The organism is Nonomuraea turcica (assembly GCF_030718205.1).
Lineage (GTDB): Bacteria > Actinomycetota > Actinomycetes > Streptosporangiales > Streptosporangiaceae > Nonomuraea.
The window spans coordinates 1-14782 of the sequence record NZ_JAUZQF010000062.1 but is presented as its reverse complement, the minus strand read 5'-3'; the positions used below and the strand labels follow the sequence as shown (position 1 = coordinate 14782).

The window sequence follows — 14782 nt, the reverse complement described above, 5'->3', positions numbered from 1 at the left end:
ACACCACCGGAGCCTGCGCTACCACTCTGACCAGCTCAGCAGTCGCATCCAGCACCCTCCAGGATGGATGGCTCATCCGGTGGCGTGTCCGAGGGCAAGCCGGAAACGCCACAGGACCCTGGTCAGAGTGGCAGGCCGGGAGAATCGACACCACGAAGCCGACGGTGTCGAACCTGTCATCGTCGGGGCAGTTGGCGTCGGGGTTGTGGACGTTCTCGACGTTGACGCCAACGTTCTCGGCGTATGTGTCCGATCCCGGATGCCGTGAGCTCCTGCTGAAGGTCGAAGTTGAGCACGACCCGTCGGCCGGCGCTCAGGGCAGTGGGTTGATCTGGACGGGGCAAAGCCCGTACACCACCGGAGCCTGCGCTACCACTCTGACCAGCTCAGCAGTCGCATCCAGCACCCTCCAGGATGGATGGCTCATCCGGTGGCGTGTCCGAGGGCAAGCCGGAAACGCCACAGGACCCTGGTCAGAATGGCAAGCCGGGAAAGTGGAGGTGAACAAACCGGCGGGAAGCGGGCTCGGGGCCTTGCCCGCGACTCAAGGTTCGGGCACATGGGTTCTGTCCTCGTTAACGCCTTCGCTGTTTATGAAGGTGACCGATCCTGGCGGTTCCACGTCGTACCTTGACGCGGAGATCGAGCATGATCCATTGTCGTCAGGGCAGGGTAGCGGGCTTATCTGGGCCGGTAGGGGACAAACCTCGTATGCGTCGGGCTCCAACGCCTGGCTGCAAGTGCCTGCTGGGAAACTCGCCGACGGGTGGTTGATCCGCTGGCGAGTGCGAGGGGTTACCACAACGGGCACCAGCGGCGTGTGGTCGGAGTGGCAATTGGCCACAGTTGACCTGAAGAAACCTTCGGTCGCCGGACTGGGAGTCACGCCAGGTACGCAGGGCTCAGGTCTATGGACGGTCTCATCACTGACGCCGTGGGTGTACGCGAAAGTGAGCGATCCCGAGTCGCGTGGGTCCTATCTGAGCGTTGAGATCGAGCACGATCCCGCAGCGGCCAGTCAGGGCACAGGGCAAATCTGGGCGGGCAAGGGATCGAAGGCGTACGACTCGGGCTCGAATGCGTGGGTGCAGATTCCCGGTGGCAAATTGAGTGACGGCTGGCTGGTGCGATGGCGGGTCCGTGGCGAGACCACGTCTGGTGTCGCAGGGCCGTGGTCAGCTTGGCAGTCGACCAGGGTTGACCTGAATAAGCCGTCGATCGAAGGGCTGGGGATGGACCCAGCTGTGCGTGGTACGGCGTCGTGGACGGCTGCCACCTTGACGCCGTGGCTGTACGCGAAGGTCACCGACCCGGAGAATCGCAGGTCCGTCCTCGATGTCGAGGTGGAACACGATCCGATCGTGGCGGAACAGGGATCGGGTGTGATCTGGGCAGGCTCGTCGGCGACCTCGTATGCGTCTGGCACGAACGCGTGGGCCGTGGTGCCAGCCGATAAGTTGAAGGACGGCTGGCTGGTTCGCTGGCGGGTCCGGGCCACCACGATCTCGGGCATGAGCAGCCCGTGGTCAGACTGGCAATCGGCCAAGGTGAGCGCGTTGCCCTTCGAGACGTTCTCGCCTGCCAACAACTCCCAGGTCAGCACACTGACACCGGTGCTGTCGGCGAACGCTCGCCCGCTGAACGAGGCTCCGGTCAAGTATTGGTTCCAGGTGTGTGAGGGCACTGCCCCGAACTGGACCTGGTGCGAAAGCTCGCCCGAGTGGAGCACTACCGGCGCCTGGCAGGTGCCGGACAAGAAACTTGCTTGGGGCAAGACGTACTCGTGGATGGCCAAGGCCGCCACCACTTTCACGACGGTGACCTCCGCTTGGCGTACCTTCACCCCGGCGGTGGAGCAGGGCAACATCAACTCCCTGCTGGCGGGCGGCACGCAGGGCCGCGAATTCAACCATGTCTCGGGCAATTACGGCCACACCGCAACCGATGCCTCGGTGGCGGTCGTCGGTCCGCCGCTGTCGGTGACCCGTACCTACAACAGCCTGGACCCGCGCACTGATGGCGCCTTTGGCGCGGGCTGGACCACCCGGTGGGACATGCGGATCGACGTGGAGCCTCAGGGAAGTCTCCTGGTGACGTACCCGGCGGGCGAGCAGATGCGGTTCGCACCCAAGGGGGACGGCACTTTCGCCGCCCCGTCTGGCACATTCGCCACGCTCGCCGCCGAGTCTGGGGGCGGCTGGCGGCTGATGGACAAGTCGGCCACCTCCTACTGGTTCGACGCAGCCGGCAAGCTCACCAAGATCACCGACCATCGGGGCCGGTCGCAGGAGCTCGCCCGCGGCACCGACGGCAAGCTGGCGAAGGTGACCGCGACCGGAGGCCGGTCACTGACGTTCACCTGGACCAGCAACCACGTCACGAGCGTGTCCACTGACCCGGTCGACGGTAAGCCGTTGACCTGGACCTACGCCTACGACGGTGACCAGCTGGTGAAGGTGTGCCCGCCCACCTCGGCTACCGCGTGCACCGCCTACAGCTACACGGCTGCCTCCCGTTACAAGAGCGTGGTGCTGGACTCGGCCCCGGAGTACTACTACCGGCTGAACGAGACTGCCACCACGACCGGGACGAAAGTCGCTTCCTCAGCGGGTTGGAACATCACCGAGGAACAGGCCAAGCTCACCGGCACCACCCCGGCCGACCTTGGCGTGGGTGTGACGGGTGCGCTAGGCGGATCGCCGGATACGGCAATGAGGTTCAAGGGCGCGGCCACCTCTACCTTCGTTCAGCTGCCCCGCTCGACGATCAGTGGTCAAGGTGGCGAACTGGCGGTGGAGGCATGGTTCAAGACCACCGCCTCCGGCACGATCATCGGGATGCAGAATTCGGCCGATAACACCCCGTCGGCGTTCACCCCCGTGGTGTATGTCGGCACTGACGGCAAGCTGCGCGGCCAGTTCTACACCGGCGCGCACACCCCGATCACCTCCACCGCGGCGGTGAACGACGGCACCTGGCATCACGTGGTGCTGTCAGGCCGCAAGGACACGCAGACTCTGTTCCTGGACGGCGCCCAGATCGGCACCCTGTCCGGCGAGATCAAGCACGGCGATCAGTGGGAGACCCGGATCGGGTCCGGCTACGGCAGTACGGCGTGGCCCTCCACGACCACCTCGACCAAGGTGTTCCCATTCAATGGCGACATCGACGAGGTCGCGGTATACGGCAAGCCGCTCGGTGCGCCGACGGTGCAGCGGCATTACGTAGCGCGTACCGCCCAGCCGCAACTGACCAAGGTCACGATGCCGTCGGGACGGGTAGACGCGGACAACATCTACGCCGCTGACGGCGGACGCCTGGTGACCCATGTCGATGCCAACGGTGGTAAGTGGACGTTGTCGGAGCCGGTATATGCCAAGCAGACGACCATCTCCACCTTCGCCACCGTGACGGTCACGGATCCGCACAATGGCGTCGTCACGTACGTCAGCGATGCACAGCGCGGCAACCGGCCGGTATCGGAGAGCGACCAGGTGGGGGCGACCACGAAGTGGGCCTATGACGTCGGCGGATACCCGGCCAAGGTGTTCGACGCCAATAACAACGTGGTCGAGGTCGCCTACGACGCGCGCGGGAACTTGCTGTCGAAGAAGACCTGTCGTACGGCCAGCGCCAACTGTTCGACGGAGTATTACAACTACTTCATCGACGCGGACAAGCCATTCGATCCACGTAACGATGTGAAGATCGCTGTGCGTGACGGGCGGTCGGCATCGGCGACGGATGAGACCTACATGACCTCCTGGACGCACAACGCCTTCGGCGAGGAGATCAAGGCCACCACCCCGGCGACGGAGGACTTCCCGGTCGGCCGTACCGCGACCAATACCTACACGGATGGCACGGAAGCGGCGGTCGGCGGCGGCTCCATGCCCGCGGGCTTGGTGAAGTCGGCCAAGGATTACAAGGGCAATGAGACCACCTACGCCTACAGCGCCGCCGGCGACCTCGTCACCGAAACCCTGCCGTCGGGGCTCGTGAAGAAGTACACCCATGACGCGCTGGGCAGGGTCATCTCGACTACCGAGATCTCCGAGGCGTACCCCGAAGGCGTGACCACCACGACCAGCTACGACGGCATGGGCAAGGCGCTGACCAAGGCCGGGCCCGGGATCAAGAACGACGTCGACGGCAAGACCCACACGCTCAAGTGGTCGGCCACGTATGACGCCGACGGGTTGCTGCTGACCGAGACCAGTGCGGACCTGACCGGCGGGGACGCGGCGCGGACGTCGACCTACACCTATGACGCCCACGGCCGGCAGGAAACGATCACCAGCCCCGAGGGCGCGGTCACGAGGCTCGGCTACGACGCTAAGGGCCAGAAGATCAGTTCCACCGACCCCAGGGGCGCCACGCTGGCCTACACGTACACGTCGCGCGGCGAGCTCGCCACCACGGTGCTGAAGGGATGGACGGGCAGCCCGCTCGACCCCCAACCGGCCACCGACGTGGTGATGGAGTCCATCGCCTACGACCCCGCCGGTCGGATCGCGTCCAAGACCGACGCGATGGGCCGCACCACCGCCTACACCTACTACGCCGACGACCTGCCGTTCGAAGCGACCGCCAAGGGCGCCAAGCTGAACGGCTCGGCCACCGGGCGGGACGTCGTGCTGGACTCGCGGGTCTACGACGCGGCGGCGCAGCTGACCCGGCAGACGACCAACGGCGGCACGCTGCGGGTCGACGCCGCCTATGACGCCGCCGGGCGTGTCAGCTCGCAGGTGGTGGACCCGGAGACACTGGCGCGCAAGGTCAGCTTCGGCTACGACGCGAACGACAACGTGACCAAGGTGACGCGCACCGCCGCGGGCACCAGCCGGAGCGAGGTCTCCGAGTTCGAGTACGACGTGCTCGACCAGCCGATCCGGCAGACGATCCACAATGACGGCGCCGACCTGGTCACCACGCTGACCGTGGACGACCGCGGTCTGGTGACGGGGATGACCGACCCCCGTGGGAACGCCGCGGGGGCCGACCCGGCCGACTTCACCACCAGCGTGACCTACAGCACGGCCGGGCTGCCGGTGCGCCTGCAGATGCCCGCCGTTCAGGTGGAGCGCAACGGCGGCGCCGCCGTCACCGAGCGGCCCACGTCCAAGCTGGGCTACAACACCTTCGGCGAGCGTACGCACCAGGTCGACCCCGAAGGTCGTACCACGACGGCGGCTTACGACCGGGCCGGGCGCGTCACCACCCAGACACTCCCGGCCTACACCCCGCCCGGCGGGCAGCCGATCACCCCGACCACGACCGCGGAATACGACGCCGCCGGTCAGCTGGTCAAGGCGACCAGCGTGCGCGGCCAGGTCACCACCGCCGCTTACGACATACTGGGCCGCAAGGTGAAGGTCACCGACCCGCCCGCCGGCGGGGCGGCAGCCGGGACGTGGACGTTCGGTTACGACCTGCTCGGCGAATCGTCGTGGACCGTGGACCCGACCGGAGCACGGTCTGAGGCGACCTACGACGACCTGGGGCGGCAGATCACGCTCTCCACAATTGAGCGCAAGCCGACACCGGGCGTCTACGTCACCAAGCTCGACTACGACGACGCGGGACGAGTGGTGAAGACGACCCGTCCCACCGGCGACGCCTCCACCCGCGCCTACGACGCGACCGGTGCGCTGACCAAGCAGACCGACGCGCTCGGCAACGCCACCACGTTCGGCTACGACCTGGCCGGACGGCCCACCACGACCACCAACGCGCTCGGGCTCACCTCCACAGCCCTCTACGATCTGGCCGGCCGCAAGAACGAGACCCAGGAGCAGGACGCGACGGGGAAGGTGCTGCGTACCGTGAAGGCCGGCTACGACCTGGCCGGCAACCCGATCAGCAGCACGTCGGGCGAGGGCCACACCGTCACCCGCGCCTACGACGCCGCCAACCGGATGACCTCGCTGGTCGAACCGGTCTCCGCGTCCGAGCAGATCACCAGCACCTTCGGCTACGACGCCGCCGGAGCGCAGACCCGCACCACCAACGGCCGCGGCAACTCCACCTACACCACCTACAACAGCCTCGGCCTGGTGGAGACCGTTATCGAGCCAGCCACCGCGCAGCACCCCGATCTGAAGGACCGCACCTGGACCGTCGCCTACGACGCGGCCGGCAACCCCGCCGTCAGCCTCGCTCCCGGCGGGGTACGGGTCGAGCGCAACTTCGACGAGCTCAACCGGCTCGTCAAGCAGACCGGCAGCGGCGCCGAGGCCGACACCGAGGCCAAGACGTTCGGCTACGACCCGGTCGGCCGCATGATCACCGCCAACGATCTGACCTTCACCCTCAACGACCGCGGCCAACTGCTCAAGTCCAGCAGCGCCGTCGCCGGTGACCTCAACGTCTACGCCTACGACGCCAACAACCGCGTCGTGCAGCGCACCGACGGCACGGGCACCTCCACCTTCACCTGGGACGACGCCGACCGGCTCACCCAATCAGTGGACCCGGTCTCGGGCACCACCATCGACTACACCTACGACAAGGCCGCCCGCCTGACCGGCATGGCCTACGGCGCGGGCGGCGCCCGCCGCGCCTACGGCTACGACGACCTGAACCGGCTCACCAAGGACACGCTGACCACCTCGGCCGCGGGGCCGATCGCATCCATCGAGTACGGCTACGACCTGGACGACAACATGACGTCCAAGACCACCGCCGGAACCGCCGGCGCCGGGAAGAACACCTACACCTACGACTGGGCCAACCGGCTCACCTCCTGGACCGCCCCCGACGGCGCCAGGACCGACTACGGCTGGGACGCCGCGGGCAACCGTGTCAAGGCCGGCGACAAGACCTACACCTACGACGGACGCGACAGGCTGACCGCGGGCGACGGCAGGACGTACACCTACACAGCTCGCGGAACCCTCGCCGAAGAGGGCAACGGCATGGTCCGCCTCACCAAGTCCGACGCCTTCGACCGCCTGGTCAGCGACGACGGCGTGCAGTACGACTACGACGCCCTCGACCGGGTCGAGACCCGCACCCAGGGTGGCAAGACCCAGCGCATGACTTACGACGGCACCACCAACAACCTCGTCGCCGTCACCGACACCGCCACCGGCGTCAAGACCGCGATGTTCGGCCGAGATGCCCTCGGCCGCACCCTCGGCCTGTCGGACGGCGCCGGCGCCCAGCTCGCGTTCTGCGATCTGCGCGGCGACCTCATTGGGGCCTTCACCGCGACCGGCACCTCACTGATCGACTCGGTCGCCTACAACCCCTTCGGCGAGGTCGTCACCCGCACCGGAGCAGCCCACAGCCTCGGCTATCAGGGCGCCTACACCGACCCGAGCACCGGCAAGGTCAACATGGCCGCCCGCTGGTACCAGCCCACCACCGGCAGCTTCATCAGCCGCGACACCCTCACTCAGAGCGCCGACCCCTCCGTCCAGCTCAACCGCTACACCTACGCCAACGACAACCCGCTCACGAACGTCGATCCCGACGGCCACGCCTCCTGCGCGAAGAAGCCGTACCAGAAGAAGTGCGAGAAGCAGTACGACAAGTGCGTCGACAATGGCTTCAAGGGCAAGAAGTGTGATCCGTACGAGTCCTTCTACAACGACTGCACGTATGCATTGACGAAGGACAAGGGATGTAAGTCCGCGAACGAGACGTACAACGAGTGCCGATTCGCCGGCACCAAGGCGAAGACGTGCGAGGGGAAAGCGGTGTACTCCGCGTGCGTCACCGGTGGTGGCGGCGGCACCTGCTCGGGTCAGAAGAAGGTGTACGCGCAGTGCATGGCGGGGAAGAACTCCGACCGCGTCGGCTGCATCGAAGCGGGTCCTGAGTACCAGGAGTGCATGCACCGATACTCCAACACCACCAAGGTGTGCACGGGATCGGCCATCGAATATGCGAAGTGTCGTGGCGACAGGGAACACGGCGGCGACACCGACCAGTGCAAGGTCGTGAGCGAGACGTACTCGGTGTGCGCCTACAAGGGCGGCCTGCCGGAAGGGCTGGGCGGACGGCACGGCAACGGGAAGAGGACCAGCGCGGAATACTGCCGAGGGCTGGCGGCCGACGCGACCCATTGCCTGACCAAGATCAAAGGGTCGCTGGGTGACTGCTTCGCCGCCGCCGTGGTGGAGCTCGACTGCATGGCCAAGAAACACAAGGTGGACGCGTGCGAAAAGCTGGGGGACTCCATCCGTTGGTGTATCGACCATCCCACGTCGACGTACTGTGATTCCACTCCAGGAAAACACTGTGTCCGCTCGGAGAAGAACGGTCACACCTACAGGACGTGCACGACCTACTATTCGCCGGTGCAGGCGTGGTTCATGACGAACATCTACAAGAAGGAAAAGGACCTGACCGCCCCGGGCATCTGCGACCTCTCGAAGTTCCTGGGCCGCATACCGGGAGCCAAAACAGCACAAGGGGCAGCGGACACGGTGTGCGGGGCCATCAAGGACGGCCTCGATCTCTTCAACTCCCTGGGGCCGGACGTGGAGGCGATGAACAAGAAATGGGATGAGTTCCGCACGAAGTACCCCGGTCGCGGGATAAACGTCAGGGAGAAGTGCATGAGGGAGGACGACGGGATCGGCCTGAAGGCGCCCTGGAGATGTGGCCCCCTGACGTACAATCCCGCTTGATCCTTCGCAGGCATTCGGAATGGTGAGCCAAGATGAGGATGTTCTTTCGCGTCGGTGCGGCGGTCGTCCTGCTGGCAGCGGGGGCCCTGTTCGCCGTGCACGCGCAGACGAACGAGACCGTCACCGCGGCCGCCGGCAGTTCCGAGCACGATGGCCGCACGGCCGGGGACGTCACCCCCTCGCCGAGCGAGTCGTCCGGAAAACCCTGCGAAGCCCCCGAGGGTGAACACGAAGTGTGCGCGAACGGGAAGCCGCGGCGACACGAGCGGGAGGACTTCATGGCGGACTGTGTCGCCGCCGACGCCGTCGGGCTCTGGCCGAACACTTGCGCCGAGGCGGCGGAGCCGGTAGCGGAGAAGTTCTCGACCTGCCGATCCGCGCGGAAGACGTTGCTGGAGTGCGAGAACGCGGCCGTGCACGAGGCGTGCTTCTATCGTGGAGGCGGAGCGATCTGCGGAGATTCCGAGCCTGTCTATCAGGCGTGCCGCACTCGTGGTGCCACGGACATCGCGCGGAGTTTCTGTATCGAGGGCACCATCGAATACCAGAAGTGCCGGCATGCTTTCGGGGTCACGGTGAGCGGCGACGTCTGCGTGCCGGCCACGGCCGCCTACGAGAACTGCCGGGCGCATTCGTCGATCCATGCTTGCCAGGGCGTGCGGGATGAATATGCGCGCACGCATTACCGCTGACGGTGCCGCTTGCCTTGACCGTCGGGGCGTCAGAAACGGAAGCGGAGATGCGTGGTGGATCGTTTCATGCCCGGCAGCAGGTTCATGAGGCAGTACATGCGGCGTGTGTTCGCGGGCGCCTTGGCCATCAGGATCGGCGCGTCGTACATCGGGGCCTCGCCGACGTACGCCGCCAACGAGGCCTGGTTGGCTGAGACCATCGCGAACACCGGAGATTGGGCCGGACTGTGCGGTGCCCCTGGCACAGCGGTCGGCATCTTGGCCCCCAACCATTCGGAAGCCGAAGTGATCACGGGAGTCTTCGAGGAGGTGTGAGGTTTGGTGGAGGAACTGGCAAAACTGTCAGACTCGTTCACTAATGCCCCTTGGCGGGATTTCGTCAATAACAATCCAGGCAGGGGATAGCCGTCTGGAGCGCGGCGGGCAAAGGGCTCAGACCTAATAAGAAATACTTCCACGGTCTCGGACGGCAAGTTCCATCCTGGCTCAAGGCGGTGGACTGAATGAAAGCGCAGAAATATAGTTTTGGCGCTGGTTGTGCTGGGGCTCGGCGTCATCGCGGCGGTCCTCTATGGGCAATGGGAGCAGTGGCAGCTTGCCGATCGGCAACCGCACCGCTATGTCGAATGCGAGTCGAGTGCTTCCGACGCCGACTGCGATCGAGCGTCCCAGGTATTCGATGACTGCCGAAATCGTCGTTATGACGAGTTCGGGACCTTCAACTGTCAGCGCGTCATTGACCTACATTCGGCATGCGGCAAAAAGGGAGGGAGAGTCGAACGACATCACCTGCCGGGTAGTTGCGCACGACTACCTCAAGTGCACCATCAGTGGTTACGGGGCGAGGGCCTGCTATTTGATCGAGAAAGCCTTTCTTGACTGTCTGGACAGCGGTCGGCGCGATGTGTCCGGATGTAAGGCCGCTCGACGTCAGAGTATGGATTGCTTGTCTCCCCATAACCTGAGCAAAGGGCACTGCCGGCCACTGAACGATGAAATACTTAACGCACCTAGTAGAGCAGCCTCGCTGCGAGCGCTGATCGAGGCTATTGCCGCGCATGGGAGGCATGGAGATGACGCTCTCTGAAGGCCTGCGAGCAGACTCAAAGTCGGGTTGGCGGGGGAGGATCACTTCGATCCTTGTGGTTGCTTTGCCGATGGTCATATTCAGCGCCATACTCACCGGGCAGGCAACCATGCATGTCTCGCCACGCGAAGGTATTCCTTGGGACATGGGCCTCGCGGACGCACGGATATATGACTCTGAGTCGTCAGTGCCAGCTGACCAAGATAGCAACGGTTATGAGCTCTACCCGCTAAGAGACCGCTCCGAGAAGCGAAAACCTTACACCCGTGACGAGATCGAGGCCATGTTGCCCAAGGGCAGCAGGGCAACGTCTTTCAGCGTCGATAATGGACCCTGGCCGGGTTGGCCTGGCGTAGTCGCGGAACTGGATTTGCGAGATCCAATGACGCATGGAATGTACCCGCTGATGCGCGGAAGATATCCGCAGGCTCCAGGCGAGCTGCTTGTGACGGCTGGAAAGTATGACGCCGTGCGTGCGGCCGTGGCCCGTTTCAAGACCGGGAGTAGACTCGCTGAAACGGTAAGGATAGTTGGAGTGGCTATCAATATCCGGCGTGACCAAATTCCTCCCACTGTCTCCTTTCCTAGGACTGGAATAATCAAAAATGGAGGATTGTGGAGAGAGTGGTTGGTGGACACGCCTGGATCAATCAGCTGGGAGCAAATCAAGGCACTGAATGCAAAAGGGTTATATGTCAGATCGCGCGCGGTCATCAATGCACCTCCGCCGTCAAATCGCCATCTTGATCTCGTGTACAGAGAATACCATCTGACGGAGCCGGACTTCTTGAAGGCTCTAGTCTGGTGCATTGTGGCCTGTCTGGCGCTAGTGTACCCATGTTTAACTTTTCTCTTGCTTCGTCGAATGCGAAACCATCAGAAGCCCATGGCATTCCGGCTGCTATTGGCAATCCCTATAAGCATCGGACTCGGGCTCATGTGCGCAGCGTGGCTGACGCCACGTCTCGCGGAATCGGTCACAGGTCCGTACGAAGTTCCTGTGGGGCCGATTCTGGGCGTAGCCGCTGTGGGCGTAGGCGTTATCGGGTTCGCGCTCCCGAGCGCACTCTACTTACATGCGAAAATGAGCAGTACTAGGGCCGATTCGTCACCAGTCGGCATCGATGACCCGGATGACGCAAGGGATGGTCGTCCCTCCCAATTTTGAGCAGTATGGCGGGTCGGCTGGGACCGACACCAAGCGGACCGGGAGGCCCCACTACTGACTGCAATTCGGAATACGCACACGCCAAGAAGACGACATATAAGCCTCTGTGACGGCGAGATGGACTGCTGCCCAGCGGTATCGGCAACTAGCGGGAGACATGTGTACCGCCATGAACGTCCGTCCTTGCGCGAAGGGCCTTGTCACCATCGGCTTGGTCGTGCTGGGTGTCATAGCCACGATCGGCTCATTGCTGGCCTACGTGCGACAGGAAGCGCTCATGAGGGAGGAGACCCTGCTGGCTCGCTCTCTCGCCCTCCAGGCGAGCGAATTGAGGGATGTGGATCCATACACATCCCTCAAGCTCGGCGTGGCCGCGGTACACATCAACGCGGACGCCACAAGCCGCAAGGCGTTGCTGGAAAGCCTCTTGGTGCTGCGACGCGAAGATCTCTTCTCGATGGATCCGAGAGGTGCCAGCAGTGTGGCGCTGAGCCAGGACGGCCACGTGGCGCTCATAAAAGATGCGGACGGGATCGGCGTCTGGGATCTGAGCGGAATGCTCGACGAGGACCCGGAAGGTGAAGCCGAAGAGCGGGCCGAATTGGAAGGTGATTATAAGAATGTAGACTTCCTTGCACTCTCCTCCGACGGTCGAACCGCGTTGATCGGCCAAGATGACGGCACCGCGGTGCTATGGGACCTGACCAAGCTCGCACAGCCCACTCGCTCAGGAACCATCAATGCGGGTACCGCACGTGAGGCCGATCGCGGGATAGAGGCGCTAGCTTTGTCACGTGACGGCCGCACGGCATGCGTCGGTGACCTCGACGGCAATTTTTCCATCTGGGATCTCAGCGTAAGAACGAAACCGATCAAACGCTCGCACGTTCGGCTCCCGGCTGGCCGCATCAGGAGCATCTCCCTTGACGCTGATGCCCGTCTTGCCGCAATCCTGACAGGGGATCGAGACGTGACTGTCTGGGACCTCAGCCGCCCCGACAGCCCAATCCAACTCAGCAGACTAGACCTGCCATTCAATACTGCGGAGCCAATATCTATTAGCGCAGACGGACGTGAAATCCTCGTCGGGAGCTCGCAACGGGCGGACGTATGGTCACTGGCAGATCCTGCCAGGCCGATTCACGCCGCCGCTCTGGACATGCCCAACCAGGATCTTTACGGTATTGCCCTCTCCGACTCCAAGAAGATCGCGCTTTTTGCGGGAGATGGCGGCAGTGTGCCACTCTGGGATCTGTCGACCCCATCTCGGCCAACGAACACCTCCTTCCTGAAGAATTACTCCCGAGAAGTAAGCCACATCGCCGTCAGTGCTGACGGAGAGGTGGCGCTGACTGCTAGTCCCGACCGTGGAGTGACGATGTGGGACCTGAGGGACCTGCCGGAGATGCTGGAGGATCCCGTTGGCGTCGCCTGTAATGCTCCCGACAGTCTGAAGATCACTCGCGAAGAGTGGACTCGATACGCCGGCGATGCTGATTGGACACGATACGGTGGCGGCCGCTTTGGGAAAGACACTTTCGCTGCGTGCTCGATCGATTGGGCGCTAACCGTGAATCCACGGCGTGAATCTCACGGTGAAATGAATGGAGCTTTTCATGTGCTTGAACAGATCGTGAGTGGCGTCGGCGCCGTCGATCCTGTGGGCTAATAAGCGCCGTTGCTGCTTTGCCTCGGCATGAAGCTCGAACCTTATGCTGGCGTCTAGCTTATTCTTGGCTTGACCCAGAACGTTGGCTACTAGCTAGTGAAGCGGGGTCATAGATGCCTATCAAGAGATTCAAACACTTGATTTGGTGGAAGGTGGCACTGCTTAGCCTAATTCTGCTCCCCGTTCGCATCACGCTCTCCATCGCTGATGGAAAGAGAGGTGTGGATATACTTGCCCCGTCTGTCGCGATTATTGCGATTCTGGTGCTTGCCAGCGTTCTAGCAGTCCGCGAGTATCGTAAGAACCGCCATGAGGAATAGCTGCACTCGCGTGGTGCAGACAGGGGCTGGTGTTGCTTCCTTTAATAGCATGGGGCATCTACACATACACGACGGCTCCGATGGTTAGCGACTGCTGGCGCTGCCGTCCGGCCGCGCGGATGACCGACGCTTTCGTCGAGGTGATACGCACCTACAGGGTACGTTCCGCGGTGTTCACTTCACGACGCACTCCTCGGAGCCCTTGTACGCCCGCCCCTCATGCCATGAGGTGCATAATCTCCTCCGAGGATGGGACTCTGGAACTCGCATCGCTCGGCGCTCACGCTGTACAACGACCACGAAGCGTACCCGCTGCCACGTGATTCGCGCAGCACTCAGTCGGCCCACTGCGGAATTGAGCGTACGACCGATTCTGGCCCATCGGGCGGCCGACCAAGCCGAGCTCGACCGCCTTCTCCAGGATGAGAGGAGCGTCGGACTCCCGATAGCGTCCTGCCGAGACCTCCGCTTTCAGCACCTTCTTGGGGTCCTTGATCCGGCCTGTGTCCTTGCCCCGATACTTGGCAGGGACCGACCAGGATGAAGCGAACGCGCTCAATGCCTCGGGAAAGAGCAGCAACCACGCCTCGATCTCAGCGACAGCCAGAACGTAATGGGCGGTCCCCGACCGCATGGCCGCCGCCAGCGCCTTTTCGACTCGCTCTCGGATTACTGGGTGCTGGTCGCTGTCCACACCATCGAGGTCTTCATGCACGAACACGCAGGCGACGTCTGCCTCTTCCAGTACGGCCCGCGCACGCACCTTACTCGCCAGCGTCTCCGCCCGGGCCGCAAGAATAGTGCTGCTGGCCGCGTGCAGGGTGGGCTTGTCGTTGATCTCGACGATTCGGCCACGCATGTCCGGGCACCACTGCTCCAACAGCACGCGCATACAGCGCCGGTCGTTGCGGTCCTCACCCGCGAGAACGACGATCGGCTTCCGTGTCGCCTTCACTCGGGTACCGCCGCGACGGCTCACAGATCACCGCCCAGAGCCCCCGAAAACCAGAGCTCCCCGAGCGGAAGCCCCTCACTGGCGCGAACGATCTCCTCGACCTTGCTCCTTGAGATCGCCGGAATCAGTGAAGGTTTTTCACCGCACCTCGCGAGCTTGCAGGACGAAGATTGCTTTGACGAGTTGACCTGCACGTAGCGGGCAGCAGCGGAGTTTGCGCAGGATGCGCCAGTTCTTCAGGACGGCATTCGC

At 63.7% G+C, this 14782-nt stretch carries 5 protein-coding genes and 1 pseudogene; 3 read left to right on the top strand and 3 right to left on the bottom strand.

Going from position 1 to position 14782, the window contains the following annotated elements; translation table 11 throughout:
• The first annotated feature begins 1511 nt into the window (after nucleotides 1–1511).
• Nucleotides 1512–8639: an RHS repeat-associated core domain-containing protein gene (locus tag Q9G87_RS59840; protein ID WP_305925600.1), complete on the top strand. Its 7128-nt coding sequence runs from the start codon at nucleotides 1512–1514 to the stop codon at nucleotides 8637–8639.
• A gap of 32 nt (nucleotides 8640–8671) precedes the next feature.
• On the top strand, nucleotides 8672–9331 hold the full coding sequence (locus Q9G87_RS59835; RefSeq protein WP_305925599.1) for a hypothetical protein: 660 nt from the start codon (nucleotides 8672–8674) through the stop codon (nucleotides 9329–9331).
• A 29-nt stretch (nucleotides 9332–9360) separates the two neighbouring features.
• Here Q9G87_RS59835 and Q9G87_RS59830 read toward each other — a convergent pair whose 3' ends face one another.
• On the bottom strand, nucleotides 9361–9687 hold the full coding sequence (locus tag Q9G87_RS59830) for a hypothetical protein (protein ID WP_305925598.1): 327 nt from the start codon (nucleotides 9685–9687) through the stop codon (nucleotides 9361–9363).
• Between the two features lie 2068 nt (nucleotides 9688–11755).
• On the opposite strand from Q9G87_RS59830, the gene Q9G87_RS59825 reads away from it, so the two are divergent.
• The gene (locus tag Q9G87_RS59825; RefSeq protein WP_305925597.1) at nucleotides 11756–13255 is read left to right on the top strand and encodes a WD40 repeat domain-containing protein; all 1500 of its coding nucleotides are present in this window, start codon (nucleotides 11756–11758) and stop codon (nucleotides 13253–13255) included.
• Between the two features lie 600 nt (nucleotides 13256–13855).
• On the opposite strand, the gene Q9G87_RS59820 is transcribed toward Q9G87_RS59825, so the two are convergent.
• Together Q9G87_RS59820 and Q9G87_RS59815 are read right to left on the bottom strand one after the other, a co-directional pair.
• Entirely contained in the window at nucleotides 13856–14530 is a 675-nt protein-coding gene (locus Q9G87_RS59820) for a hypothetical protein (protein ID WP_305925596.1), read from the bottom strand.
• Nucleotides 14531–14668: 138 nt separating this feature from the next.
• Nucleotides 14669–14782: pseudogene (locus Q9G87_RS59815) on the bottom strand (IS5/IS1182 family transposase); the annotation flags it as partial.

What these genes read in the sequence shown, in the direction of transcription:
- Q9G87_RS59825 (WP_305925597.1), top strand. Translation starts at nt 11,756, where the DNA reads ATGAACGTCCGTCCTTGCGCGAAGGGCCTTGTCACCATCGGCTTGGTC.
- Q9G87_RS59835 (WP_305925599.1), top strand. Translation starts at nt 8,672, where the DNA reads ATGAGGATGTTCTTTCGCGTCGGTGCGGCGGTCGTCCTGCTGGCAGCG.
- Q9G87_RS59840 (WP_305925600.1), top strand. Translation starts at nt 1,512, where the DNA reads ATGAGCAGCCCGTGGTCAGACTGGCAATCGGCCAAGGTGAGCGCGTTG.